General features: G+C 68.4%; 19 protein-coding genes and 1 tRNA gene. 7 read left to right on the plus strand and 13 right to left on the minus strand.

What is annotated here, in order from left to right; translation table 11 throughout:
* Positions 1-19 precede the first annotated feature (19 nt).
* Positions 20-1,021 (minus strand): fumarylacetoacetate hydrolase family protein, encoded by a 1,002-nt coding sequence (locus tag AC2S9W_RS16310; RefSeq protein WP_486571262.1) that lies wholly within the window; start codon positions 1,019-1,021, stop codon positions 20-22.
* A gap of 58 nt (positions 1,022-1,079) precedes the next feature.
* Positions 1,080-1,496 carry a hypothetical protein gene (locus AC2S9W_RS16315; RefSeq protein ID WP_067183003.1) on the minus strand — a complete coding sequence of 139 codons (417 nt, stop codon included), beginning with the start codon at positions 1,494-1,496 and terminating at the stop codon, positions 1,080-1,082.
* Positions 1,497-1,644: 148 nt separating this feature from the next.
* Here AC2S9W_RS16315 and AC2S9W_RS16320 point away from each other — a divergent pair, with 148 nt between their 5' ends.
* A complete protein-coding gene (locus tag AC2S9W_RS16320) occupies positions 1,645-2,877 on the plus strand; it encodes a sensor histidine kinase (protein WP_486571263.1) in 1,233 nt (410 codons plus the stop codon).
* Positions 2,878-2,895: 18 nt separating this feature from the next.
* On the opposite strand, the gene AC2S9W_RS16325 is transcribed toward AC2S9W_RS16320, so the two are convergent.
* The 4 genes from AC2S9W_RS16325 to AC2S9W_RS16340 form a co-directional block, all read right to left on the minus strand.
* Positions 2,896-3,975 (minus strand): choice-of-anchor A family protein, encoded by a 1,080-nt coding sequence (locus tag AC2S9W_RS16325; RefSeq protein WP_255211443.1) that lies wholly within the window; start codon positions 3,973-3,975, stop codon positions 2,896-2,898.
* 152 nt (positions 3,976-4,127) lie between these two features.
* Complete coding sequence (gene aptA, locus AC2S9W_RS16330; RefSeq protein ID WP_067109084.1) at positions 4,128-5,441, minus strand: omega-aminotransferase AptA; 1,314 nt, start codon at positions 5,439-5,441, stop codon at positions 4,128-4,130.
* Positions 5,442-5,468: 27 nt separating this feature from the next.
* A complete protein-coding gene (locus tag AC2S9W_RS16335) occupies positions 5,469-6,407 on the minus strand; it encodes a DUF808 domain-containing protein (RefSeq protein WP_486571264.1) in 939 nt (312 codons plus the stop codon).
* 71 nt (positions 6,408-6,478) lie between these two features.
* Positions 6,479-7,465 (minus strand): glucokinase, encoded by a 987-nt coding sequence (locus AC2S9W_RS16340; RefSeq protein ID WP_486571265.1) that lies wholly within the window; start codon positions 7,463-7,465, stop codon positions 6,479-6,481.
* A gap of 137 nt (positions 7,466-7,602) precedes the next feature.
* Between AC2S9W_RS16340 and AC2S9W_RS16345 the strand changes: the two genes are divergently transcribed.
* Positions 7,603-9,360: a GGDEF domain-containing protein gene (locus AC2S9W_RS16345; protein WP_486571266.1), complete on the plus strand. Its 1,758-nt coding sequence runs from the start codon at positions 7,603-7,605 to the stop codon at positions 9,358-9,360.
* 199 nt (positions 9,361-9,559) lie between these two features.
* On the opposite strand, the gene sciP is transcribed toward AC2S9W_RS16345, so the two are convergent.
* The gene (gene sciP, locus AC2S9W_RS16350) at positions 9,560-9,847 is read right to left on the minus strand and encodes a CtrA inhibitor SciP (protein WP_067109134.1); all 288 of its coding nucleotides are present in this window, start codon (positions 9,845-9,847) and stop codon (positions 9,560-9,562) included.
* Between the two features lie 173 nt (positions 9,848-10,020).
* Positions 10,021-11,184: an alpha-hydroxy-acid oxidizing protein gene (locus tag AC2S9W_RS16355; protein ID WP_067109074.1), complete on the minus strand. Its 1,164-nt coding sequence runs from the start codon at positions 11,182-11,184 to the stop codon at positions 10,021-10,023.
* 138 nt (positions 11,185-11,322) lie between these two features.
* Between AC2S9W_RS16355 and AC2S9W_RS16360 the strand changes: the two genes are divergently transcribed.
* A complete protein-coding gene (locus AC2S9W_RS16360; RefSeq protein ID WP_486571267.1) occupies positions 11,323-12,195 on the plus strand; it encodes a DUF2520 domain-containing protein in 873 nt (290 codons plus the stop codon).
* Positions 12,196-12,510: 315 nt separating this feature from the next.
* Positions 12,511-14,391, plus strand: coding sequence for a YadA family autotransporter adhesin (locus tag AC2S9W_RS16365; RefSeq protein ID WP_486571268.1), 1,881 nt, complete (start codon positions 12,511-12,513; stop codon positions 14,389-14,391).
* A 133-nt stretch (positions 14,392-14,524) separates the two neighbouring features.
* Here the strand turns inward: AC2S9W_RS16365 and AC2S9W_RS16370 are convergent.
* The 5 genes from AC2S9W_RS16370 to AC2S9W_RS16390 form a co-directional block, all read right to left on the minus strand.
* Positions 14,525-14,601: transfer RNA gene (locus tag AC2S9W_RS16370), tRNA-Arg, on the minus strand.
* 94 nt (positions 14,602-14,695) lie between these two features.
* Positions 14,696-17,356 carry a pyruvate, phosphate dikinase gene (ppdK, locus tag AC2S9W_RS16375; RefSeq protein ID WP_067109065.1) on the minus strand — a complete coding sequence of 887 codons (2,661 nt, stop codon included), beginning with the start codon at positions 17,354-17,356 and terminating at the stop codon, positions 14,696-14,698.
* Positions 17,357-17,470: 114 nt separating this feature from the next.
* Positions 17,471-19,696 carry a glycine--tRNA ligase subunit beta gene (glyS, locus tag AC2S9W_RS16380; protein ID WP_486571269.1) on the minus strand — a complete coding sequence of 742 codons (2,226 nt, stop codon included), beginning with the start codon at positions 19,694-19,696 and terminating at the stop codon, positions 17,471-17,473.
* Entirely contained in the window at positions 19,693-20,046 is a 354-nt protein-coding gene (locus AC2S9W_RS16385) for an endonuclease domain-containing protein (protein ID WP_486571270.1), read from the minus strand. Before AC2S9W_RS16385 ends, glyS begins: the two co-directional genes overlap by 4 nt.
* 116 nt (positions 20,047-20,162) lie before the next feature.
* Positions 20,163-21,086, minus strand: coding sequence for a glycine--tRNA ligase subunit alpha (locus tag AC2S9W_RS16390; RefSeq protein ID WP_486571271.1), 924 nt, complete (start codon positions 21,084-21,086; stop codon positions 20,163-20,165).
* Between the two features lie 230 nt (positions 21,087-21,316).
* Here AC2S9W_RS16390 and AC2S9W_RS16395 point away from each other — a divergent pair, with 230 nt between their 5' ends.
* The 3 genes from AC2S9W_RS16395 to AC2S9W_RS16405 are packed head-to-tail and all read left to right on the plus strand — an operon-like array spanning position 21,317 to position 22,346.
* On the plus strand, positions 21,317-21,661 hold the full coding sequence (locus tag AC2S9W_RS16395) for a UrcA family protein (protein WP_067109056.1): 345 nt from the start codon (positions 21,317-21,319) through the stop codon (positions 21,659-21,661).
* A gap of 42 nt (positions 21,662-21,703) precedes the next feature.
* Positions 21,704-21,916 carry a helix-turn-helix transcriptional regulator gene (locus tag AC2S9W_RS16400; protein ID WP_067109053.1) on the plus strand — a complete coding sequence of 71 codons (213 nt, stop codon included), beginning with the start codon at positions 21,704-21,706 and terminating at the stop codon, positions 21,914-21,916.
* Entirely contained in the window at positions 21,909-22,346 is a 438-nt protein-coding gene (locus tag AC2S9W_RS16405) for a hypothetical protein (protein ID WP_486571272.1), read from the plus strand. Before AC2S9W_RS16400 ends, AC2S9W_RS16405 begins: the two co-directional genes overlap by 8 nt.
* The last annotated feature ends 3 nt before the right edge of the window (positions 22,347-22,349 follow it).

Raw genomic sequence — 22,349 nt, forward strand, 5'->3', positions numbered from 1 at the left:
CCGCCCGCTTCCCCGGCGGTCAGGCGACCGTCTGCTCGATCGCGCCGAAGATGCTGTGGTGGCGCTCGTCATCCATCCAGATGCGAACCGTGTCGCCCGTCTGCATGAAGGGCGTCGCCGGCGCGCCGCCGCGGATGGTTTCCACCGTCCGCACCTCGGCAAGGCAGCTGTAGCCGAGCCCGCCCTCGGCGATCGGCTTGCCCGGACCGCCGTCGGCATCGCGGTTCGAAACCGTCCCCGACCCGATGATCGTCCCGGCGCCCAGATGGCGCGTCCGCGCCGCATGGGCGATCAGCCGGCCGAAATCGAAGGTCATGTCGACCCCGGCATCGGCGCGGCCGAGCGGCTGGCCGTTGAGGTCGACGCACAGCGTGCCGTGCAGCTTGCCGTCGCGCCAGCGGTCGCCGAGCGCATCGGGCGTCACGAACACCGGCGACATCGCGGAGGACGGCTTCGACTGGAAGAAGCCGAACCCCTTGGCGAGTTCGGGCGGGATCAGCCCGCGCAGCGAAACGTCGTTGGTCAGGCCGACGAGCAGAATCCTGTCGCGCGCCGCCTGCGCGTCGATGCCGGCGGGCACGTCGCCGGTCACGACGACCACCTCCGCCTCCATGTCGCAGCCCCATGCGGGGTCGCCGAGCGGGATCGGGTCGCGCGGGGCGAGGAAGGCGTCGCTGCCGCCCTGATACATCAGCGGGTCGTGCCAGAAGCTTTCGGGCATCTCCGCCCCGCGCGCCTGGCGGACGAGCGCGACATGGTTCACATAGGCGCTGCCGTCGGCCCATTGATAGGCGCGCGGCAACGGCGAGGCGGCGTCGCGTTCATGGAACCGTTCGCGCGGGATCGCTTCGTGATTGACGTCGTCGGCCAGCGCCTTCAGGCGCGGCGCCGCTTCCGCCCAGTCGTCGAGCGCCGCCTGCAGCGTCGGCGCGATCGCTCCGGCGTCCGCATACCAGGCAAGATCGTCCGAAACGACGACCAGTCGGCCGTCGCGGCCGGCTTTGAGCGAAGCGAGTTTCACATCGGTCCCTTTGTCTGCGATGCGGCCGAAGCATCATCGCCCACAGGACAAGCGACGATCAGCGCGGCATCTGGATGGATGCGAAACAGGTAAAGCCGCTCTGTCCCGCCTGCAAGCGCCGGATATATTGCAGATAGGCCTGCGACTGGTCGTAGGTCGCGCCGGGCAGCGTCTGGCCGCGGAAGGCGCGCTTGACCTGCTCACCCGTGAAGGGGCGCGGCGATCCCGGAAAAGCGCCCTTCGTCCCCGGCGGGACGAGCTTGCCGTTGGGATCGATATAGCGACCGGCGCCGGTCGGGCCGGGAACCGGTATCTCGCAATTCATCACCGACACGGCGGTCTGCGCAAAGGCGGGACGGATCGTCAGCGCGGCGGAGACGCCCGCGGCGCCGAGCGCCAGCATCCGGCGGCGCGTCGGAACGGCCTCATCGGCGCCATCGGCCGGCTCGTGGCCCGGAATCTCGCTGTTTTCCATACTCTGCCCCTACCCCATAGGGAGCGGGAGGAAAAGCAAAAGACCGGCCCCCGCATCCGGCATCCCGCTTTGGGACAGGGGCCGGCACAAGCGTAACCGGCGCAAACGGCCTTGCGGGCGCCTGCGCTTCATGCGAGGCGCTGTGCCGATGTTCGACCGCCTGTCCAGCCTCGTCATCGCGTTGACGCTGGTCGCCGTCGCGGCGATCTTCGCCGGACTGGCCGGGGGCGATGCCCTGACCATCACGCTTCTGGCCGCCGCGGGCGCCGCCGCCGCCGCCATCGTCCATGCCGCAGTGCCAGGGGCCCCGCCCGACTTCGACGGGGGAACGGGCGCGCCCGAACCCGAAGCACCGCCGCCGTCGCTGTTGCGGCACCCCGATTTCGCCCGCTGGGCCGACCAGGAGCGCGAGCCGCTGATCGGAACCGCCGACAATGTCGTCACCATCGCCAATGACGCGGCGGTCCGGCTGCTGGGCCGGCATATCGTCGGCGCCGACATCCGGACCGCGATCCGCCATCCCGCCGCCACCGAAGGGCTGGCGGCGGCGGACGGCGCAAGCCCGCCGCCGCCGATCGACCTTGTCGATTTCCCCCGGCCGGGCCAGCGTTGGACGCTGCGGATCGCAGAATTGTCGGGGGGCGACCGTATCATCTTCCTGTCCGACCGGTCGGCGATCGACGCCGCCGATCGCATGCGGTCCGACTTCGTCGCCAACGCGAGCCACGAACTGCGCACTCCGCTCGCGGCGATCCTCGGCTATGTCGAGACGCTGCACGACCTGACCGGCGAAACCGACGTGCCGACGCGCCGCCGTTTCCTGTCGATCATCGAACGCGAGGCGCGGCGGATGCAACAGCTCGTCATCGACCTGCTGTCGATCTCGCGGGTCGAGGCCGACCGGTTTCGCCGCCCGACGACGCCGGTCGATCTTGCAGCGATCGTGCGGACGACGATCGCGCAGTTGCAGGACAGCGAGGAAGCGCGCCCCAAAGACATCGTTGCCTTGCCCGGCGATACCGCGGTGCCGGTGCTCGGCGACGAGGCGCAGCTGGCGCAGCTCGTGCACAACATCATTTCCAATGCGCTGAAATACGGCCGCGCGGGCACGCCGGTAACGGTCGAGCTGATCCCCGAGGACGCCGACCGGGTGCGCCTGTCGGTCAGCGATGAGGGCGACGGCATCGCGCCCGACCACCTGCCCCGCCTGACCGAGCGCTTCTACCGCGTCGACGAGGCGCGCAGCCGCTCGGTGGGCGGCACCGGGCTCGGGCTCGCGATCGTCAAGCACATCGCCGAGCGCCATCGCGGCCAGCTCGACATCGCGAGCGAGCCCGGCAAGGGTACGCGCGTGTCGGTCGTCTTTCCGCTCGCCGCCTGAAACGCTTCGGGGCGGTCGTCAGCCGTCGCGGCGGCGCCGAAACCGGCGGGCATAGATCAGGCCGCCGACGCCCAGCGCGAACAGGCCCCACAGGCCCGGTTCGGGGATCGGAACCGGATCGCCGCCCGAACTCGACCCGCCCGAGGACGACCCGCCCCCCGGCGTGCCGATATTCCCGCCCTTGTAGGTGCCGATATGCATCTCGCCATTCTGCTTCAGATTGCCGAAGACCGCCGAGCCCTGGATGTAGTTCCCGGTTTCCGCATCCGCGGACGGCGCGAGGATCGAACCGCCCCACGCGGTCGTCACGCGGATATTCTCGGCATCCGGGAAGTTCCAGATCACATGCTCGCCCAGGTTGTTGGTGCCGCCGATGAAATTGTCGTTGAGCAGGATGTTGCGGCCGCTCACATTGACGACGACCGTGTCGGCACCGTTGAGAGCGAACTGGATTTCGCCGATCTTGTCGAGGTCGGCCGAACTGATTTCGAATACCGCCAGCCCGTCGGCATTCGGCTTTGCCGTGAAGACGCCGCGATTGCCCTGGACGGCGAACTGGCTGTTCGATGTCAGCGTCCCCATGTCGAACGACAGCCGGTCGAGGCTGGAGACGAGCTGTTCCTTCTGCTGCTGCAGGCCGACCACGAAGGCCGGATCGCTGTTGCCGAGGCCGGACAACACCTTGTTCTGATTGACGTTGGTGTTGCTGATCGTCCCGCCGACCTTCACCGTCTGCGCCGCGCCGTTGAGGTTGAAGCCGCTGTTCACATTGCCGCCGACGACCGCGCCCGAACCGTTGTTCAGATTCTTGTGACCGCCATTGACGTCGCCGACGACGGTCAGGCCGGGCTGGCCGGACGTCGATTGCGCCAGCGGGCGGATCGCGTAGTTGGACGAATTTCCCGACAGGTTGCCGCCGACGAAGGTCCGCCCCTCGACCTCTGACGAGGATTCGAGATTGCCGAGAACGACAAGATTCCACTCGCGCAGGGCGTCGAGGCCGGTGATGGGCGAAGAGGATTGCGCAAGCGCGGGTAGAACCGCCAGCGATGCCGCGAAAATAGCCGTCGCGACGAGCGGCCGAAAGGCAATGGACACTCTGAAAACCTGTCTGGAAAAGGGAATTTGCCAAATGCGGCGAGGCCCTTAGCCGATTTCACGCGCCTTGCCTATCGCGGCGCTGTCCCAATCCGGAACAGGGTCGAGGCGCGGACCGCAAGGCGTGGTAAATTTACGATATCGCGCCGATTTCAGGCGATGGTGTCGAGCAGTTCGCCGAGCAACCCGAACATCTGGTCGATCTGCGCCTTCTCGACGATCAGCGGCGGCGACAGCGCGATGATGTCGCCGGTCGCGCGGACCAGCAGGCCGGCGTCGAAGGCGCGGTGGAACAGTTCCATCGCGCGCGCAGTCGGCGCGCCGGGGCGCGGTTCGAGTTCGATGCCCGCGACAAGGCCGATGGTGCGGATGTCGACGATATGACGGCGCCCCCGCAGGCCGTGCGCCGCCGCCTCCCAATAGGGCGCCAGTTCGGCGGCCCGTTCGAACAATCCCTCGCGCGCATAGAGATCGAGCGCCGCCAGCCCGGCCGCGCAGGCGAGCGGATGGCCCGAATAGGTATAGCCATGGGCCAGTTCGATGCCGCCGGGCGCGCTTTCGATCACCGCGTCGTGCAACTCGCGCTTCACCGCGACCGCACCCATCGGGACGGCGGCGTTGGTCAGCCCCTTCGCCATCGTCAGTATGTCGGGGGTCACGCCCCACGCCTGCGCCGCGGTCGCCGCGCCGACGCGCCCGAAGGCGGTGATCACCTCGTCGAAGATCAGCAGGATGCCGTTGCGGTCGCAGATCGTGCGCAGCCGTTCGAGATAGCCGACGGGCGGGACGAGGACGCCGGTCGACCCTGCCATCGGCTCGACGATCACCGCCGCGATCGTTTCCGCTCCATGCAGGTCGACGAGACGCTGGAGGTCGTCGGCCAGTTCGGCGCCATGCGGCGGGAAACCGCGCGAAAAGGCGTTGCGCGCGGGGTCGTGCGTGTGGCGCAGATGGTCGGCGCCGGGCAACAGGGCGAAGGCACGCCGGTTGCCGACGATGCCGCCCACGCTGATGCCGCCGAAGCCGACGCCATGGTAGCCACGCTCGCGCCCGATCAGCCGGGTGCGTGTCCCCTGCCCCCGTGCCCGCTGCACCGCGAGCGCGATCTTGAGCGCGGTGTCGACCGATTCCGAACCGCTGTTGGTGAAGAAGATGCGGTCGAGCCCCGGCGGCATCAGCGCGGCCAGCCGCTGCGCCAGTTCGAAGGCGGCGGGGTGGCCGAGTTGAAAGGTCGGTGCGAAATCGAGCGTCGCGGCGGCCCGGGCCATCGCCGCGGCGATTTCGGTCCGGCAGTGTCCGGCGTTGCTGCACCACAGCCCCGCGGTGCCGTCGAGGATCGTCCGCCCGTCGCCGCTCTGGTAATGCATGCCGCTCGCCGAGACGATCTGGCGCGGGTGCGCCTTGTAGGCGCGGTTCGCGGTGAAGGGCATCCAGAAGGACGCCAGCCCGTCATTGTCGCCTTGCATCGCCCAGCCGCCTTTCGCCTTTTGCCGTCAGTGCTCCGCCCGCTTGCCCGGAACGACGTGCAGCACCCCGGCGATCGCGCTGCCGAGCAGCACCCCGAACAGGCCCGCTCCCGCCGCGTTGATCAGCCATTCCCATACGCCCGCCGCCGGAAGGCCGCCCGCGACGGCATGCGCGCCATCATGGAGCGCATGGCCGATCGCGCCAAGACCATATTCATCGAGCCCGTGCAGCACGATCTGGCCGCCGACCCACAGCATCGCCGCGGTGCCGATCGTCGCAAGGGCGGCGAGCAGCCGGGGCATCAGCGTCACCAGCCCGCGCCCGATCGCCCGCCTCGCCGCGCCGCCGTTTCGCGCCATGTGCAGTCCGATGTCGTCCATCTTCACGATCAGCCCGACGACGCCATAGACGGCGATGGTGATCGCGATGGCGACGATCGCCAGCGTCGCGGCGCGCATCGCGAGATGTTCGTCGAGCACCTCGTTGAGCGCGATCACCATGATCTCCGCCGACAGGATGAAGTCGGTGCGCACCGCCCCCTTCACCATCCGTTCTTCGTGATCCGCGTCCGCGACGATCGCCGCGTCCTCGTCGAGGCTGGTCCTATCCTTCCGCAACGCATGAAGCAGCTTTTCCGCGCCTTCGAAACACAGATAGCTGCCGCCCAGCATCAGCAGCGGCGTGATCGCCCACTCCGCGAAGGTCGACAGGAGCAGCAGAACCGGCAGGATCAGCACCAGCTTGTTGAACAGCGATCCCTTGGTGATCCGCCAGATGATCGGCAATTCGCGATCGGGGGTGAAGCCGGTGACGTAGCGCGGCGTCACCGCCGTATCGTCGACCACCACGCCCGCCGCCTTCACTCCCGCCTTCGACGCCGCGGCGCCGACATCGTCGATGCTCGCCGCCGCAACCTTGGTGATGGTGGCGACGTCGTCGAGCAGTGCAAAGAGGCCGGATGGCATGGACGTCTGGTTCCTTCGATGGGTGTGCTGGCGGTGTAAAGAAGAAGGGGACGCTTCGACAAGCCTTTGCCTTATCGCCGCGAATCGTCGGCATGGCGGCGCGCGAAAGCGGCGGCGGCGCCGAACAGCCCCGGCTGCGGATGGGTGATCAGCTTGACCGGGATCGCCGCCATGATCCCGGCAAACCGCCCCTTGTCGGCGAAACGCCCGGAAAAGTCCGAACGGACGAGCCGGTCGCGGATGCGCAGGCCGAGACCGCCCGCCACGACCACCCCACCGGCGCCATGCGCCAGCGCGAGATCGCCCGCGACGCTGCCGAGCATCGCGCAGAAACGATCCGCCGCGGCAACCGCGAGATCGTCTTCCGCGCCGAGCGCGCGTGCCCACAGCGCATGGTCGTCGAGCGGCGGAACGGCGCGCCCGTCGAGCGCGGCGAGCACTTCATAGATGCCGACGATGGCTGGCCCCGCCACGACGCGCTCGACCGAGACGCGGCCGTATCTTTGGCGCAAATGCGCGAGGATGGCATCCTCGACGGCATCGCAGGGCGCGAAGCCGATATGACCGCCCTGCGCCTCCTGCACGCGACAGGCGTCGCCGTCGCGCCACAGATAGGCGGCGCCAAGGCCGGTGCCGGGGCCGATGACGCTGATCGTGCCGCGCGCGGGGAGCGGAATATCCGGCCCGGCGAGCGGTTCGAACCAGGATTCCTCCGCCTGGCCGACGGCATGGCCGATCGCTTCGAAGTCGTTGAGCAACAGGCAATGATCGAGGCCCAGCTCGGCCCCGATTCGATCGCGCCCGATCGTCCAGCGATTGTTGGTGAAGCGCAGGATGTCGCCTTGCGTCGGCGCCGCGACGGCGATCGCGGCGCTGCGGGGCAGCGGTTCGGCCAGCCGGCGCGCGTACGCCTGCCACGCGGCCTCCAGCCCCGCATGATCCGCGGTGCGCAGCGTCACCGCCTCCCCCAGCGAAACGACGCGGCCGGCGGCAATCGCCGCGATCGCGAAGCGCGCGTGCGTGCCGCCGATATCGATCGCGACGATGCGTTCGGTCATCCCTTGTCCTGTCCTCGCTTGCCCGGCCGGCGGCGGATCGCGATCCGCGATGGCGCACGACGCCCGTCGACGCAACATGCGTTCCGTTGGTAAAGCTTTCCCAAGACATTGATGCCATAGGGTTCGCGATGGAGGCGATGACGGACCTTTCGATTCGCGCTTGCGCCCGGCTGCTGCTCGCGGTGGCGGCGCTCGCCGCGCTGTGCGGCGCCGCGCCCGCGAGCGCGGAGGTGCTTCGGCTCAACCAATCGCTCTGCCATGCCGTCAGCCCGATCGAATCGGCGGACGCCAGCCTGTCGACGCTTCGCTTTTCGTGCAGCGGGACGCCGGCGGGGTATCAGCACGACAGCTTGTGGCTGCGGTCCGATCAGCGGCAATGGGCCAGCGGGCAGCGTTCGGTCGCGCTGATGGTGCATCATTCGCGCTTCGACCGGCTCGCGGTCGCCTTTTCCTATGCCGACGGCGCGGTGCGCTGGCAGCAGGTCCGGCAGGGCGATTATGGTTCGCATTGGCGCGCGGGCGGGCAGATCGTGTTCGAGGCACCGGACCGCCCCGCGTCGGTGACGGCGATCACGATGCGCTTCGACCGGCTCGCCGCCCACGACCTGGTGCGCGCCCATATCCTGTCGCGCGACCAGAGCAGTATGCAGGCCGCGGGCATGGCGGCGGCGACCGGCGCCGCGCTGATGCTCCTGCTCGTCAGCGGCATCTACAGCCTGTCGCTCGCCGTCGCGGTCCGGCGCCAGTATCTCGCCTGGCAAGCCGCGTGGGCGGCGACGATGCTTTTGTGGGGAACGCTGTGGTCGCAGATTCATCTGGCGCTGCTCCCCTTCATGGCGGGCACCGTCTCGGCCCAGCTCTGCACTTTCCTCGCCTGCCTCGCGATCGCGGTCGCCACCGCGAGCGCGGTGACGGCGCTCGACCGCAGCGGCGTTCCCGCCGCGCTGCGCCGGGCAACGCTGGCGCTCGGGGCCGGCGTCGGGCTGGCCGGCATACCGCTCGCGCTGATGCGGTCCGGCGACCTCGGCTATTGGGGCGAGGTGCTGGGCCTCGCCATCCTCGGCAACCTCGCCGCCGTCGCGATCTGCCTTGGCTGGGGCTGGCGGCGCGGTTCGATCGAGGCGCGCGATTTCGCCGCTGCCTGGTGCCTGCCGATGGCGGTGCTCGCCTTCATTCACCTCGTCGATGTCGAGAACGGCTTCTGGGGCGGCGGCTCCAAGCTGGCCGTGCTGCTCGCCGCCACCTGGCAGGCGCTGTGGCTGTCCGCCGCCGCGACCCGCCGGCTGGCCTCGCTGCGGATCGAGCGCGATCACGCACGCGCGGCCGAGGCGCAGGCGCGCGAACTGGCGCGCCGCGACCCGCTGACCGGCCTTCCCAATCGCCGCGGGTTCATCGAAAGCGTGACGCCGCTGCTCGACCGCGCGCGCGCGGACGACCTGCCGGCGGCGCTGCTGCTGGTCGACATCGACCGCTTCAAATCGATCAACGACGTCCATGGCCACGATATCGGCGACGTGGTGCTATGCCGGATCGCGCGCCGGATCGCGCGATGGGAAGGTTCGATCTGCACCGTCGCGCGCCTTGGCGGCGAGGAATTCGGCCTGCTGACGATCGGGATGGAGGGCATAGCGCTCGACCGCTTCGCCGAAAGCGTCCGGCGGGAGATCGCCGCCTGCGACCATAGCGCGTCATTGGGCGACCGGACCGTCACCGCCAGCATCGGCGTCGCCGAGGTCCGTCCCGCCTGCGATTTCCAGCGGCTGTACAAGATCGCCGACGACGCGCTCTATGAAGCGAAGCACGCAGGGCGCGACCAGGTGGTGCTGCAGCGCCATGCCGAAAGCGGCGGACCGAAGCCCGACCTGCCCGACCGCGAGGCCGTGCCGCTGGGCTGAGGCGCTGGGCTATGGCCTGTGGGGATTCAGTTTTTTTCGCAAAACAGAACCACGTGCTCCCGCGGGAGCCCACAGCGGAGGAAATCAAGGTTTGCGTTCCACCGCACTGGGTCCCGCCTTCGCGGGGACACGCCCATATGCGTCCGCAAACACCCGAATCCCCACAGGCTATAAGGGAGCATCGGCCGGGAGTCGGCCGTCAGAGGCCGAACTTCTCCCGATAATATTGGACGCGCGTCGCGCGCAGCGCCCGAACGCCGAGGCGGTCGTAGGCCCGCTGCCACGAGGCGAACTCCTCAAGGCTGAGATTATAGCGCTCGCACGCTTCGTCGACCGTGATCAGCCCGCCCTCGACGGCGGCGACCACCTCCGCCTTGCGGCGGCTGACCCAACGCCGCGTGTTGCGCTTCGGCAAATCCGCCAGCGTCAACTCACTGCCCATCGGTCCGATCACCGATGCCGGCCGAATCTTCTGATTTTCGAGCACCACGACACTCCGTTCGGCGGCCTTCGGCCGCATGGCGCCCCCCGCGTTTTCCCGAACCCGGTCTATCCGATCGTCGTAAAGGAAGGGTTAGGCGATCGGGGCGGCCGGTCGCGGGCCGGGCACGATCCGTCGCGCCGGGACCGACGTTCCGCGTTCGGCACGCCCCATCGCCGTCAGGGCAGACGCCGCGCCCCGGCTTCGCGCAGCGCGGCGATGGTCGGATAGCCGTCGACCGCCATCAGCAGGTCGGCCTCGGCCAGCAGCGAGCGCAGCACATGCGCGGCGCCTTCGGCACCGCCCAGCGCCAGCCCATAGCTGTACGGCCGTCCGACGCCGACCGCGGTCGCGCCGAGCGCCAGCGCCTTCGCCACGTCGCTGCCCGACCGGACCCCCGAATCGAACAGCACCGGCGTGCTGCCGGCGGCCGCAACGACGTCGGGCAGCATGTCGATCGCGGCGATGCCGCCATTCGCCTGCCGCCCGCCGTGGTTCGAGCAATAGATGGCGTCGGCGCCGCCATCGATCGCGCGGCGGGCATCGTCGGGATGGCAGATACCCTTGAGGACGATCGGCAGTTTGGTCAGCGAGCGCAGCCAGGGCATGTCGTCCCACGTCAGCACCTTGCCGAAGGTGCCCGCCCAGGTCATCACGCCGGTGCGCACATCCTCTTCGGGCGGGCCGCCGACCATCGTGCGGAAGCGGGGGTCGGACCAATAGTTGGACAGGACGTGCCCGCGCAGCTGCGGGAAGTTCGAATCGTTGAGGTCGCGCGGTCGCCAGCCCGTTACCCAGGTGTCGAGCGTGACGATGATCGCCTTGTATCCCGCCGCTTCGGCACGGTGGACGAGGCTCTCGGCCAGGTCCTTGTCCTTCGGGGTATAGAGCTGGAAAAAGCCCGGCGTGTCGCCCATCGCCGCGGCGACGTCCTCCATCGGATCGTTCGACAGCGTCGAGGCGGTCAGCGGCACCCCGGTCAGCGCCGCGGCGCGCGCGGCGGCGATGTCGCCATGCCCGTCCTGCGTGCAAAGGCCGGTGACCCCGATGGGCGCCATGAACAGCGGCGTCGGCAGCGTCATGCCGAACAGATCGATCGACAGGTCGCGCACCGAGCAATCGACCATCATCCGCGGCACGATGCCCCAGTGCCGAAAGGCCGAGGCATTGCTGTCCTGCGTGAACTCGTCGCCGCAGCCGCCCTGGACATATTTGAGCAGCGACGGCGCCATCGCCGCCTGCGCGCGCGCCTCGAGCCCCGCGAAATCGACAGGATATTTGGGCAGCACGCCGCTGAGCCCGCCGAAATAGATCTCGTGCTGAAAATCGCCGTAGTGCGCCATGGCCGCCCTGTCCCCTTTCGTTGATCGACGCCGATGATAAGCCGATCGCGCCGCGCGCGTCCATGCATGGATTGCATGGCGGCGTCATGATCCGATCCGGCATGGCCGCCCGCGCGCCGGCGCGCTAGGGACGAACGCATGACCGACAAACGCCTCTGCCGCCGCCTGGGAATCATCGGGACCGGCCGGGTGGCGCACGCGCTGATGCTGGCGCTTGCTCCGTATGCCGACCTGCCGCCGCTCGTCTGGGGCCGCTCGCGGGAGCAGGCCGAGGCGCTCGCCCGAGAGGCTGCCGGCGCGGCCGCCACCGACCTGCGCGCGATCGCCGAAGCGTGCGACCTGATCGTCATCGCGGTCGCGGACGACGCGGTTGCGGCCATGGCGGCCGGGCTGGCGCGCGATCTGGCGCCTCCGCATGCGCCCTTCGTCTTTCACGTCAGCGGCCGCAGCGGCGCGGCGATTCTCAATCCGCTGGCGGCAGCGGGAGCACAGATCGCGGCGATCCATCCGGTGATGACCTTCACCGGCAATCCGCGCGCCGAAATCGAGCGGATGGCGGCCGCGCATTTCGCGGTCACGGTATCGGACCCCGCGACGCTGCCGCGCGCCCGTGCGGTGATCGAACGGCTCGGCGGCACCGCGGTCGAGATCGCCGAGGCGCAGCGCACCCTCTACCACGCCGCGCTCTGCCACGCCGCCAACCATCTGGTGACATTGCTCGCCGGTGCGTCGCAGGCCTTGCGCACCGCAGGCGCCGACGCGCCCGAGGCGATGCTGGCGCCGCTGGTCCGCGCCGCACTGGAAAACAGTCTGGCGCACGGCTTTTCCGCGCTGTCGGGGCCGCTGCTGCGCGGCGACGGCGACACGATCGCCCGGCACCTCGCCGCGATCGACGCCGATTGCCCGGCGCTGGGCGCCCCCTATCGCGCCATGGCGCGCGCCACGCTCGACGAAATGGAGCGCGACGGCCTCGCCGCGGCTTCGCCGGCGATCCGCACCCTGCTGAACTGACGGCAGACCGGCCGGCAAGTCGTACGGTCGGCCGCAGATAGGGAAAAATGGGGACGACTACTTATCCCGGCCCGTTTTTCACGGCGAGAAACAACTAACGATCGACGGCTTACCTGTTGCGCCGGTCATCAATTGTTTTTCGGCATTGTTCCGCACCGTCCGTGCCGTGTTCCGCGCCGTCCAAGACGGGCGCTGGCGGGCATGGCAACCGGCAAGGGCACATAGCCGCCGCGAGAGACGATGCAACAGGGTCGCCGGGCCGAAAAGGCGCGGTTCAACGCACATCTCACGGTCCATAACAAGGAGACCCTGACCGTGCACAAGACGCGTATTTCGACCCTGCTCCTCGCCGCCACGCCCCTGGCGCTCGCCCTCCCCGCGCCCGCCTGGGCCGACCCCACGCCCGAATGCAATGCCGGAAGCGGCGCCAATTCGACCGAATGCGGCGTGAACAGCCTCGCGAGCGGGGAGAAATCGACCGCCATCGGCGATACGGCGACCGCCACCGGCGACAATAACGTCGCGATCGGCGCAGGTGCCTATGCCAACAAGGGGAACGCAACGGCGCTGGGCACCGAAGCCTACGCAACCGGCGTGGTAAGCACGGCGCTGGGATTCGGCGCCTATGCCAACAATGAAGGCGATACCGCGCTGGGTTCCTATGCCACTGTCGCCGGCGCCCATGGCACCGCTGTGGGCGGATTTGCCGTGGCGCAAGGCGAATCGAGCACGTCGCTCGGCTACCACGCCGTGGCCGTCGGCGCGAACGCCATGGCGCTTGGCGCCGACAGCCGGGCTGAAAAAGACGGCACGGCGATCGGCACCACCGCGCAGACCGGCGTTAAGGGCGTCGCCGTCGGCAGCGCGGCCGAAGCCGATAGTTATGGCGTCGCCGTCGGCACCACCGTGCACGCCGGCGTTGGGGGTGTCGCCTTGGGAGGCGAGGCCAAAGCCGGTACGTATAGCGTCGCCGTCGGCTCCAGCAGCACCGCCGGCGAATACGCCGCGGCGTTCGGCTACTACGCAAGAGCCGCCGACCATGGCTCGGCCTTGGGATTTGGGGCGGAGGTCACGCAGGCGAACGGCACCGCGCTCGGCACCGCGACGGCCTCCGGCGCTGACGGCGCGACCGCCGCGGGATATATGGCCAAGGCCATTGGCGATGGCTCCACCGCCCTTGGCACTTACGCTGAGGCCAGCGGCACCGATAGCGTCGCGCTGGGCGGGCAGAGCGCGGCCAACGGCAATGGCGGCGTCGCCATCGGCTTTCAGACCGTCTCCGATATTCAGGCGGTCGCCTTGGGTTTCGGCGCGAAGGGCAATGCGATCAACACCGTCGCGATCGGCACCGACGCCGTGGCCGACAGCGGCGCGGCGGTGGCGATCGGTGCCGGCTCCCTAGCCGAGGACGGCAGCGCGGTCGCGATCGGCTTTCAGCAACTGGCGTCGGGCAATGGCGCGGTGGCGATCGGCGATCCCAATGTCGCGAGCGGCACCGGGGCCGTCGCCATCGGCGCGGACAACACCGCATTCGGCGACGGCGCGGTGGCGCTCGGCAACCGGTCGGTCGCGAAAGGCGACGGCAATGTCGCGCTGGGCAATGCGGCGTCGGCGACCGGCACCAATGCCGTGGCGCTGGGCGCCGGGTCGGTCGCCGATCAGGACAATGTCGTCTCGGTCGGCGCGGCGGGCGCGGAGCGGCGCGTCGTCAACGTTGCGGCTGGCACGGCGGCCACCGATGCCGTCAATGTCGGCCAGGTGAACAGGGCCGCCACCGCGGTCACGACCGCGCTGGGCGGCGGGGCGGCCTATGATGTGGGAACCGGAGTCATGTCCGCGCCGACCTATATGGTCGGGGGAGCCGCCTATCATGACGTCGGATCGGCGATCGCCGCGATCGACGATGGCGTGTCGCAACTGGACAGCCGCGTCCACGCGCTCGAAAGCGTCTCCACGGAAGGATTCCGGCGCGCCAACGGCGGCATCGCGACGGCGATGGCGCTGGGGGGTACGATGATCGTCCCGGACAGCGATGTTTCGGTCTCGTTCAACCTCGCGACCTATCGCGGCGAACAGGGCTTTTCCGGCGCCGTGGTCGTCCGCGCCGCACCGCGCGTCTATATCAGCGGCGGCTTTGCGGGGTCCACCGTCAAGGGCTCGACCGGCGGGCGCGTCGGCATAGCCTTCGGCATGTAGGGGAGGATGGGCCCTGGCCTTGCGCAAGGCCAGGCCCACCCCAATCAAAACAGGGCGGACGTGGGAGCCGGTTCAGCCCGAACGGGATAATTTCCCGGCAGCCGGGCCATATGTTCGCGATGCTGTTCGGAAATGGCGCACCCGGAACGATTCGAACGTCCGACCCCCAGATTCGTAGTCTGGTGCTCTATCCAGCTGAGCTACGGGTGCGTGGAGCGGTGCCTTTACGGGCAGTCGCGGGGGGGCGCAACCCCCTATTTCGCCTTTTTCGACCGGCGAACAGGGGATCGCGCCGCCGCGGCGATCAACCGCGTTTCAGCGCCGCCTGCGCCGCCGCGAGCCGGGCGATCGGGACGCGGTAGGGCGAGGCGCTGACATAGTCGAGGCCGGTCCGCTCGCAGAAATGGATGCTCGGCGCATCGCCGCCATGCTCGCCGCAGATGCCGAGCTTGATGCCCGCGCGCGCGCCGCGGCCGCGCTCGGCCGCGATCTCGATCAACTGGCCGACACCCTCGACATCGATGCTGACGAAGGGGTCGGTGACGAAGATGCCCTTGTCGACATACTGGGTCAGGAAGCGGCCCGCGTCGTCGCGGCTGACGCCGAGCGTGGTCTGGGTGAGATCGTTGGTGCCGAAGCTGAAGAATTCGGCCGCCTGCGCGATTTCCCCCGCCATCAGCGCGGCGCGCGGCAGTTCGATCATCGTGCCGACCAGATAGGCGATCTCGCGGCCCTTCTCCGCGAACACCGCCTTCGCCGCCGCATCGACGACCGCCTTCATCAGGTCGAATTCGCGGCGCGTGGCGACGAGCGGGATCATCACTTCGGGAACCGGCGCCGAGCCGGTCTCGGCAGCGACGTCGCATGCCGCCTCGAAGATCGCCCGTGCCTGCATCTCGTAGATTTCGGGATAGGTGACGCCGAGGCGGCAGCCGCGATGGCCGAGCATCGGGTTGAATTCGTGCAGTTCGCTCGCGCGCGCCTTGAGCGCCTCGATTCCGACGCCCGCCGCGGCGGCGACCTCGGCGAAATCCTCTTCGCGCGTCGGCAGGAATTCGTGCAGCGGCGGATCAAGCAGACGGATGGTGACCGGCAGGCCCGCCATCACGCGGAAGATCGCGGCGAAATCGCCGCGCTGCTCGGGCAGCAGCTTGGCGAGCGCGGCGCGGCGGCCATCCTCGCTGTCGGCAAGGATCATCTCGCGCACCGCGGCGATGCGCGCGGCGTCGAAGAACATATGCTCGGTGCGGCAAAGCCCGATGCCCTCGGCCCCGAAATCGCGCGCGACCTGCGCATCGGCGGGGGTCTCTGCGTTGGTGCGGACCTTCATCCGGCGTACCTTGTCGGCCCAGCCCATCAGCGTGCCGAAGTCGCCGACCAGTTCGGGAAGCAGCGTCGGCACCTCGCCCGCCATCACCTCGCCGGTCGACCCGTCGAGGGTGATGACGTCGCCCTCGCGCAGTTCGCGCCCGGCGACGCGCAGCACGCGCGCCGCGCCGTCGATGCTGAGCCCGCCGGCGCCCGAGACGCAGGGGCGGCCCATGCCGCGTGCGACGACCGCCGCGTGGCTGGTCATCCCGCCGCGCGCGGTCAGGATGCCCTTTGCCGCATGCATGCCGTGAATATCCTCGGGCGATGTCTCGATGCGGACGAGGATCACCGCCTTGCCCATGCCCGCGGCCTTTTCGGCGCTGTCGGCATCGAACATGATCTCGCCCGACGCGGCGCCGGGGCTTGCCGGCAGCCCCTTGGTCAGCACGTCGCGCGGCGCCTTCGGGTCGAGGGTCGGATGGAGAAGCTGGTCGAGCGCGCCGGGATCGACCCGCTGCACCGCTTCCTGCTCGGAGATCAGCCCTTCGGCCGCCATGTCGACCGCGATCTTCAGCGCCGCCTTCGCGGTGCGCTTGCCGCTCCGCGTCTGGAGCATCCACAGCTTGCCGCGCTCGACGGTGAACTCGATGTCCTGCATGTCGCGATAGTGGTTTTCGAGCGTGTCGAAGACGCTGCCCAGCTCGGCGAAGGTTTCGGGCATCGCCTCTTCCATGCTGAGCGGCTTGGCGCCGGCCTTCTCGCGCGCGGCGCGGGTCAGATATTGCGGCGTGCGGATGCCCGCGACGACGTCCTCACCCTGCGCGTTGATGAGCCATTCGCCGTACCAGGCGCGCTCGCCGGTCGCGGGGTCGCGGGTGAAAGCGACGCCGGTCGCCGACGTGTCGCCCATATTGCCGAACACCATCGCCTGCACATTGACCGCGGTGCCCCATTCGCCGGGGATGGCGTTCAGGCGGCGATAGACTTTCGCGCGGTCGCTTTCCCAGCTCGCGAAGACGGCGCCGATCGCGCCCCACAGCTGATCCTTCGGCTCCTGCGGGAAGGGTGCGCCGGTCTCGCGCTGCACGATCGCCTGATATTCGATGACGAGCGCCTGCCAATCCTCTGCCGCCATCTCGGTATCGAGATAGAAGCCCTTGTCTTCCTTCGCGGTCTCCAGCGCTTCCTCGAACGCCGCATGGTCGAGGCCCATGACGACGTCGGCGTACATCTGGATGAAGCGGCGATAGCTGTCCCACGCGAAGCGCGGGTCGCCCGACGCTTCGGCGAGCCCGGCGACGGTACGGTCGTTGAGCCCGAGGTTGAGGACAGTGTCCATCATCCCCGGCATCGACACGCGCGCGCCCGAACGGACCGAGACGAGAAGCGGATTGGCGGGATCGCCGAAGGTGCGGCCGGTCAGCCCCTCGATATGCGCGATGCCGCTCGCGACCTCGTCGGCCAGGCCGGCCGGGAACTGCTCCGCATTGTCGTAATAGGCGGTGCAGACTTCGGTGGTGATGGTGAAGCCCGGCGGCACCGGCAGGCCGATCGAGGCCATTTCGGCCAGGTTCGCGCCCTTGCCGCCCAGCAATTCCTTCGCACGCTCGGCCGTCGTGGCCGTGCCGCCGAACAAATGCACCATCGTCGTCATGTCATGCTCCTGCTGCCCCGGGGAGGAGGGTTGGCGGGGAAATAGGGACGCCACGCCCTATGGTCGATTCAGATTTGCTTCGCGCACTATAAGGGATGCCGCATAGCCATGGCGTCAGCCCTCGATCTTCGAGAAATCGGCGACGCCATGGACGGCGCCGGTAAATCGGGCGAGCAGGCCCAGGCGATAGGCCCGGACCGCCGGATCGGGATCGTTGACCATCACGCCCTCGAAGAAAGCGTCGATCGGCGCGCGGAGCGTCGCGAGGGCCGCCATGGCATCGGTGAAATGCTCAGCGGCGACCGCAGCCGAGGCCGCCGGTTCGGCGGCATCGAGCGCGGCGAGCAGGGTTGCATCGACTTCGTTAGGCGCGGTGGCGGCAGCGGCATCGGTCACCTCGCCCGCCTGTTTCAGGATATTCGCGGCGCGCTTGTAGCCCGCGAGCAGATTGGCGCCGTCGTCGGTCGCCATGAAGGCCTGCAGCGCCTGCACGCGCGCAAGCAGGCGGACGAGATCGCTCTCACCGCCGAGAGCAAAGACCGCGTCGATCAGGTCGTGGCGGACGCCTGCCTCGCGCTGCTGGACCTTGAGGCGTTCCAAAATGAATTCTCGGACATGTGACATGAAATGACGGACAGCAACACTCGTAACCGTTTCAAGCGCGGTTTCGGCACGATACACATCGCCATAGTCGTCATTGATGCCTTGCTCGACGTACAGGCTTCGAGCACCGCGCAACCAATCACCAACTTCTCCACGAAGCCCATTCTCAAAGACTAGTCTAAGGATTGCAAGAGCCGCTCTACGGAGGGCGAACGGGTCCTTTGACCCTGTCGGACGCAGCCCGACCATAAAGAACCCTGCAATACTATCCAGCTTGTCCGCCAGCGCCACGGCCACCGTCACCGGTGCGGTCGGCACGTCGTCGCCCTGCCCGACCGGCTTGTAGTGATCGCGGATCGCGTCGACGACGGCATCGGGCAGGCCTTCGGCGCGGGCGTAATAGCCGCCCATCAGGCCCTGCAGTTCGGGAAACTCGCCGACCATTTCGGTGACGAGGTCGGCCTTCGCCAAGCGCGCCGCGCGTTCGGCTTGGTCAGCCAGTTCCTTGCGCGACACTTCCGTGTTCCCCCGCGAAGGCGGGGGTCCAGAGCTTGCGTCCGCAGACGCCGGCGCATCACCGCCCTGGGTTCCCGCCTGCGCGGGAACACACGAGGGAGCGACGATACCCTCTTCCACCAGCCAGCGCGCGAGCTTCGCGACGCGCTCGACCTTGTCGGCGACGGTACCGAGCTTTTCGTGGAAGGTGATGTTCGCCAGCTTGTCCGCGTGCTGCGCCAGCGTCTTCTTCTGGTCCTGTTCCCAGAAGAAGCGCGCATCGGACAGGCGCGCGGCGAGGACCTTGCGGTTGCCCGCGACGATCGCCGCGCCGCCGTCGCTCGCCGCGATGTTCGCGGTGCAGACGAAACCGTTCGCCAGCCTGCCGTCGGCACCGGTCACGACGAAATATTTCTGGTTCACCCGCGCCGTGAGCTGGATCACCTCGGGCGGCACGTCGAGGAAGGTCTCGTCGAAGCGGCCGAGCAGCGGCACCGGCCATTCGGTGAGTCCGGCATTCTCGACCACCAGCCCTTCGTCCTCGACGAGCGTCAGCCCAGCGTCGGCCGCGACCTTCGCCGCGCCTTCGCGGATGATGCGGGCGCGTTCCTCCTGATCGACGATGACATGGCAGGCGCGCAGCTTGTCGGCATAATCCGCCGCCGAACCGATGGTGATTTCGCCCGGACAATGGAAGCGGTGGCCGCGCGTCGCGAAACCCGCGGAAATCCCGCCAATTTCACACGCAATCAACCGTTCGCCGAACAGCGCGACGATGCCCGACAGCGGCCGCACCCAGCGCAGGCTGTCGCTGTTCGCACTGTCGCGGCCCCAGCGCATCGACTTGGGCCAGGCGAAGGCACGGACGATCGCGGGAATCGCCTCCGCCAGCACCTCGTTCGTTGCACGGCCGGGCTTGTCGATCACCGCGAACCAGACGCCGTCGCGGTCTTCGAGCCGGTCCTGCGTCAGCCCGGTCTTGCGCAGGAAGCCCTCGAGCGCCTGCGGCGGCGCGCTGGTGCGCGGACCCTTCAACTCCTCGCTGACCGCGGCGGTCGCGTCGGGAAGGTCCTTCGCGATCAGCGCGAGCCGGCGCGGGGTCGACCAGACGGTCAGATCGCCGACCGCCAGCCCCGCCGCCGCCATCCGGGCGCGGAACAGCTTTTCCAGCTCGGCGCGCGCGCCAGCCTGCATACGGGCGGGAATTTCCTCGCTGCGCAGTTCGAGAAGGAAGTCGGTCATTGCACATCCTCCCCGCTTGCGGGGAGGGGGACCATGCCGGAGGCATGGTGGAAGGGGCTATCGGCCTTGAGCCGAAGCAGCGCGACGACGCCGTCCATATTTTCCAGCACATCCTTTGCCGTCACGCGAACGACCTCAAATCCTTGCGCTGCCAGGCGTGCGTCACGCGCGGCGTCACGAGCCGGTGCCGTCCCGCGATCATGCGCCTCGCCGTCGATTTCGACGATCAGTCTTGCAGCCATGCAGCAGAAATCCGCGACATAGGGACCGACCGGGTGTTGACGACGGAATTTCGCGCCCAGTTTCTGGCCGCGCAGTTGCTCCCACAAGAGAACCTCGGGCAAGGTCATTTCGCGGCGGAGTTTGCGGGCGGCATAGACCTGCGGGCGTTGCAGGCTCCGCGAGCCCCCTCCACCACGCTTCGCGTGGTCCCCCTCCCCGTTTCGGGGAGGATTTTGGACGGCCATCACAGCGTCCATCCCGGATAGGCTGCGGTCCAGCGATCGGACTGGCTGTCGATCCACGCCTTGCAGCTTCCCTTGGCGAGGTCGCGGACGCGGGCCATGTAGTTGGCGCGTTCCTGCACGCTGATGACGCCGCGCGCCTGGAGCAGGTTGAAGAGGTGGCTCGCCTCGATCGCCTGGTCGTAGGCGGCGAGCGGAACCTGTGCGGCGATCGCGCGCTCGCATTCGGCCTCGGCCGCCTTGAAGCCCGCGAACAGCGTATCGGTATCGGCAACCTCGAAATTCCATTTCGAGAATTGCCGCTCATTTTCGAGGAACACGTCGCCGTAGCTGACCCCCGGCACGTCGCCGACCGGATCGGAGAAGCGCAGGTCGTACACATTGTCGACGCCCTGGATATACATGGCGAGGCGTTCGAGCCCGTAGGTCAGCTCGCCCGCGACCGGCTTGCAGTCATAGCCGCCCATCTGCTGGAAATAGGTGAACTGCGACACCTCCATCCCGTCGCACCACACTTCCCAGCCGAGTCCCCATGCGCCCAGCGTCGGCGATTCCCAATCGTCCTCGACGAAGCGGATGTCGTGGAGCAGCGGGTCGATGCCGATCGCCGCGAGGCTGCCGAGATACTGGTCCTGAATGTCGGCGGGCGACGGCTTCAGGATCACCTGATACTGGTAATAATGCTGAAGGCGGTTGGGATTCTCGCCGTAGCGGCCATCGGTCGGGCGGCGGCTCGGCTGGACATAGGCGACATTCCACGGCTCCGGCCCCAGGCTGCGCAGCGTCGTCGCCGGGTGAAAGGTCCCCGCCCCGACGCGCATGTCATAGGGCTGAAGGATCGCACAGCCGCGCGCACCCCAATAGGCGTGCAGGGTCAGGATCACGTCCTGAAAGCTGAGGGGTCGCTTCGCTTCGGCGTCGGCCACGGCCGCATTTCCTTCGCAGGTGCAAAATCGCCGCCGCATTGGCGCAGCAGCGGCGCAGGGTCAAGGCTCCGCTCCCGATCGGCACGGAGGAAAATCACCAGCCGTGTCAGGCTAACCGAACTTTTTGTCATGTTTTATTGACATGGTCAGCGAATCGCGACATATAGTCATGGAAACCTGACAAAACGACAGGCCAACATGACTGTCACTTCGATGAAGAAACCGATGCCATGACGACTCGCGCCGCCATCCTCGCTCTGACGCTCGCCCTCGGCGGTTCGCCCGCCTTTGCCGCGAGCGCCGATGCCGATACCGGCCGCATCGCGGTCCGCACCGCCGACCTCGACCTCGCTTCGGCGCGCGGCCGGACGCAGCTCGACGCGCGGCTGAAAAGCGCGGCGCGCCAATTGTGCCGCACGGGTCTGCGCAGCGTCGCCGACCGGGCGATTGAAGCACAGTGCATCGCCGAGACGGTCGCCGGCGCGCAACCGCAAGCGGCGAACGCCATTGCTCAGGCCGCAAGGGGCGAAGCGCAGATGGCGCTGATGATGGTGGCGTTGTCGCCGCGTGCATGAGATGGCGGCTGCCTGGCGGCACGACGAGCCCTGGAGGCGCCGATGAACAACAAGTTGAAGATATTGCGCGCGATGCGCAACTGGAGCCAGGCCGAACTGGCCGAGCGGCTCGATGTGTCGCGGCAGGCGGTCAATGCGATCGAAACGGGCAAATACGACCCGTCGCTGCCGCTCGCCTTCAAGCTGGCGCGCCTGTTCGGCATGCCGATCGAGGAAATCTTCGACGATGGCCAGAAAGGACATGCCGATGACTGATGCAGAAACCCCGCGTCCGCGCCGCCCTATGTCGCCGCGCCGTCGTCGCTATTGGACGTCGCTGGGCTTTGCCGCGCTGGTCGGCGGGCTTATCGGCGGCTGGCTCGTGGTCGATCAGCCCGAAGGGCGCGGCCTGACCGAGATGCTCGCGACCGGTTCGCTCACCCCCGGCTTCGCGATCGCGGCCGCGCTTTGCTGGACGATCGGGCTCGCGATCGCGATGATCCTCTATCACCGCGCGATCGACGATCATGAGGAGCATGCCTGGCTGTGGGCGAGCACGGCGGGATGGTATGCCCTGATGTTTCCCGCGCCCGTGTGGTGGGTGCTGCACCGCGCCGGACTGGCGCCGTCGCCCGACGCGATGCTGCTGTTCCTGCTGACGCTCGTCGTCAATGCGGTCGTCTACCTCTGGCTCAAATTCCGCTGAACC

This window comes from Sphingopyxis sp. 550B (assembly GCF_057401805.1).

Bases quoted from the DNA above. Each gene is read 5' to 3' on its own strand.
- AC2S9W_RS16315 (WP_067183003.1), bottom strand. From the start codon at position 1,496: ATGGAAAACAGCGAGATTCCGGGCCACGAGCCGGCCGATGGCGCCGAT.
- AC2S9W_RS16320 (WP_486571263.1), top strand. From the start codon at position 1,645: ATGTTCGACCGCCTGTCCAGCCTCGTCATCGCGTTGACGCTGGTCGCC.
- aptA (WP_067109084.1), bottom strand. From the start codon at position 5,441: ATGCAAGGCGACAATGACGGGCTGGCGTCCTTCTGGATGCCCTTCACC.
- AC2S9W_RS16335 (WP_486571264.1), bottom strand. From the start codon at position 6,407: ATGCCATCCGGCCTCTTTGCACTGCTCGACGACGTCGCCACCATCACC.
- AC2S9W_RS16340 (WP_486571265.1), bottom strand. From the start codon at position 7,465: ATGACCGAACGCATCGTCGCGATCGATATCGGCGGCACGCACGCGCGC.
- AC2S9W_RS16345 (WP_486571266.1), top strand. From the start codon at position 7,603: ATGACGGACCTTTCGATTCGCGCTTGCGCCCGGCTGCTGCTCGCGGTG.
- AC2S9W_RS16355 (WP_067109074.1), bottom strand. From the start codon at position 11,184: ATGGCGCACTACGGCGATTTTCAGCACGAGATCTATTTCGGCGGGCTC.
- AC2S9W_RS16360 (WP_486571267.1), top strand. From the start codon at position 11,323: ATGACCGACAAACGCCTCTGCCGCCGCCTGGGAATCATCGGGACCGGC.
- ppdK (WP_067109065.1), bottom strand. From the start codon at position 17,356: ATGACGACGATGGTGCATTTGTTCGGCGGCACGGCCACGACGGCCGAG.
- glyS (WP_486571269.1), bottom strand. From the start codon at position 19,696: ATGACCGACTTCCTTCTCGAACTGCGCAGCGAGGAAATTCCCGCCCGT.
- AC2S9W_RS16385 (WP_486571270.1), bottom strand. From the start codon at position 20,046: ATGACCTTGCCCGAGGTTCTCTTGTGGGAGCAACTGCGCGGCCAGAAA.
- AC2S9W_RS16395 (WP_067109056.1), top strand. From the start codon at position 21,317: ATGACGACTCGCGCCGCCATCCTCGCTCTGACGCTCGCCCTCGGCGGT.
- AC2S9W_RS16400 (WP_067109053.1), top strand. From the start codon at position 21,704: ATGAACAACAAGTTGAAGATATTGCGCGCGATGCGCAACTGGAGCCAG.
- AC2S9W_RS16405 (WP_486571272.1), top strand. From the start codon at position 21,909: ATGACTGATGCAGAAACCCCGCGTCCGCGCCGCCCTATGTCGCCGCGC.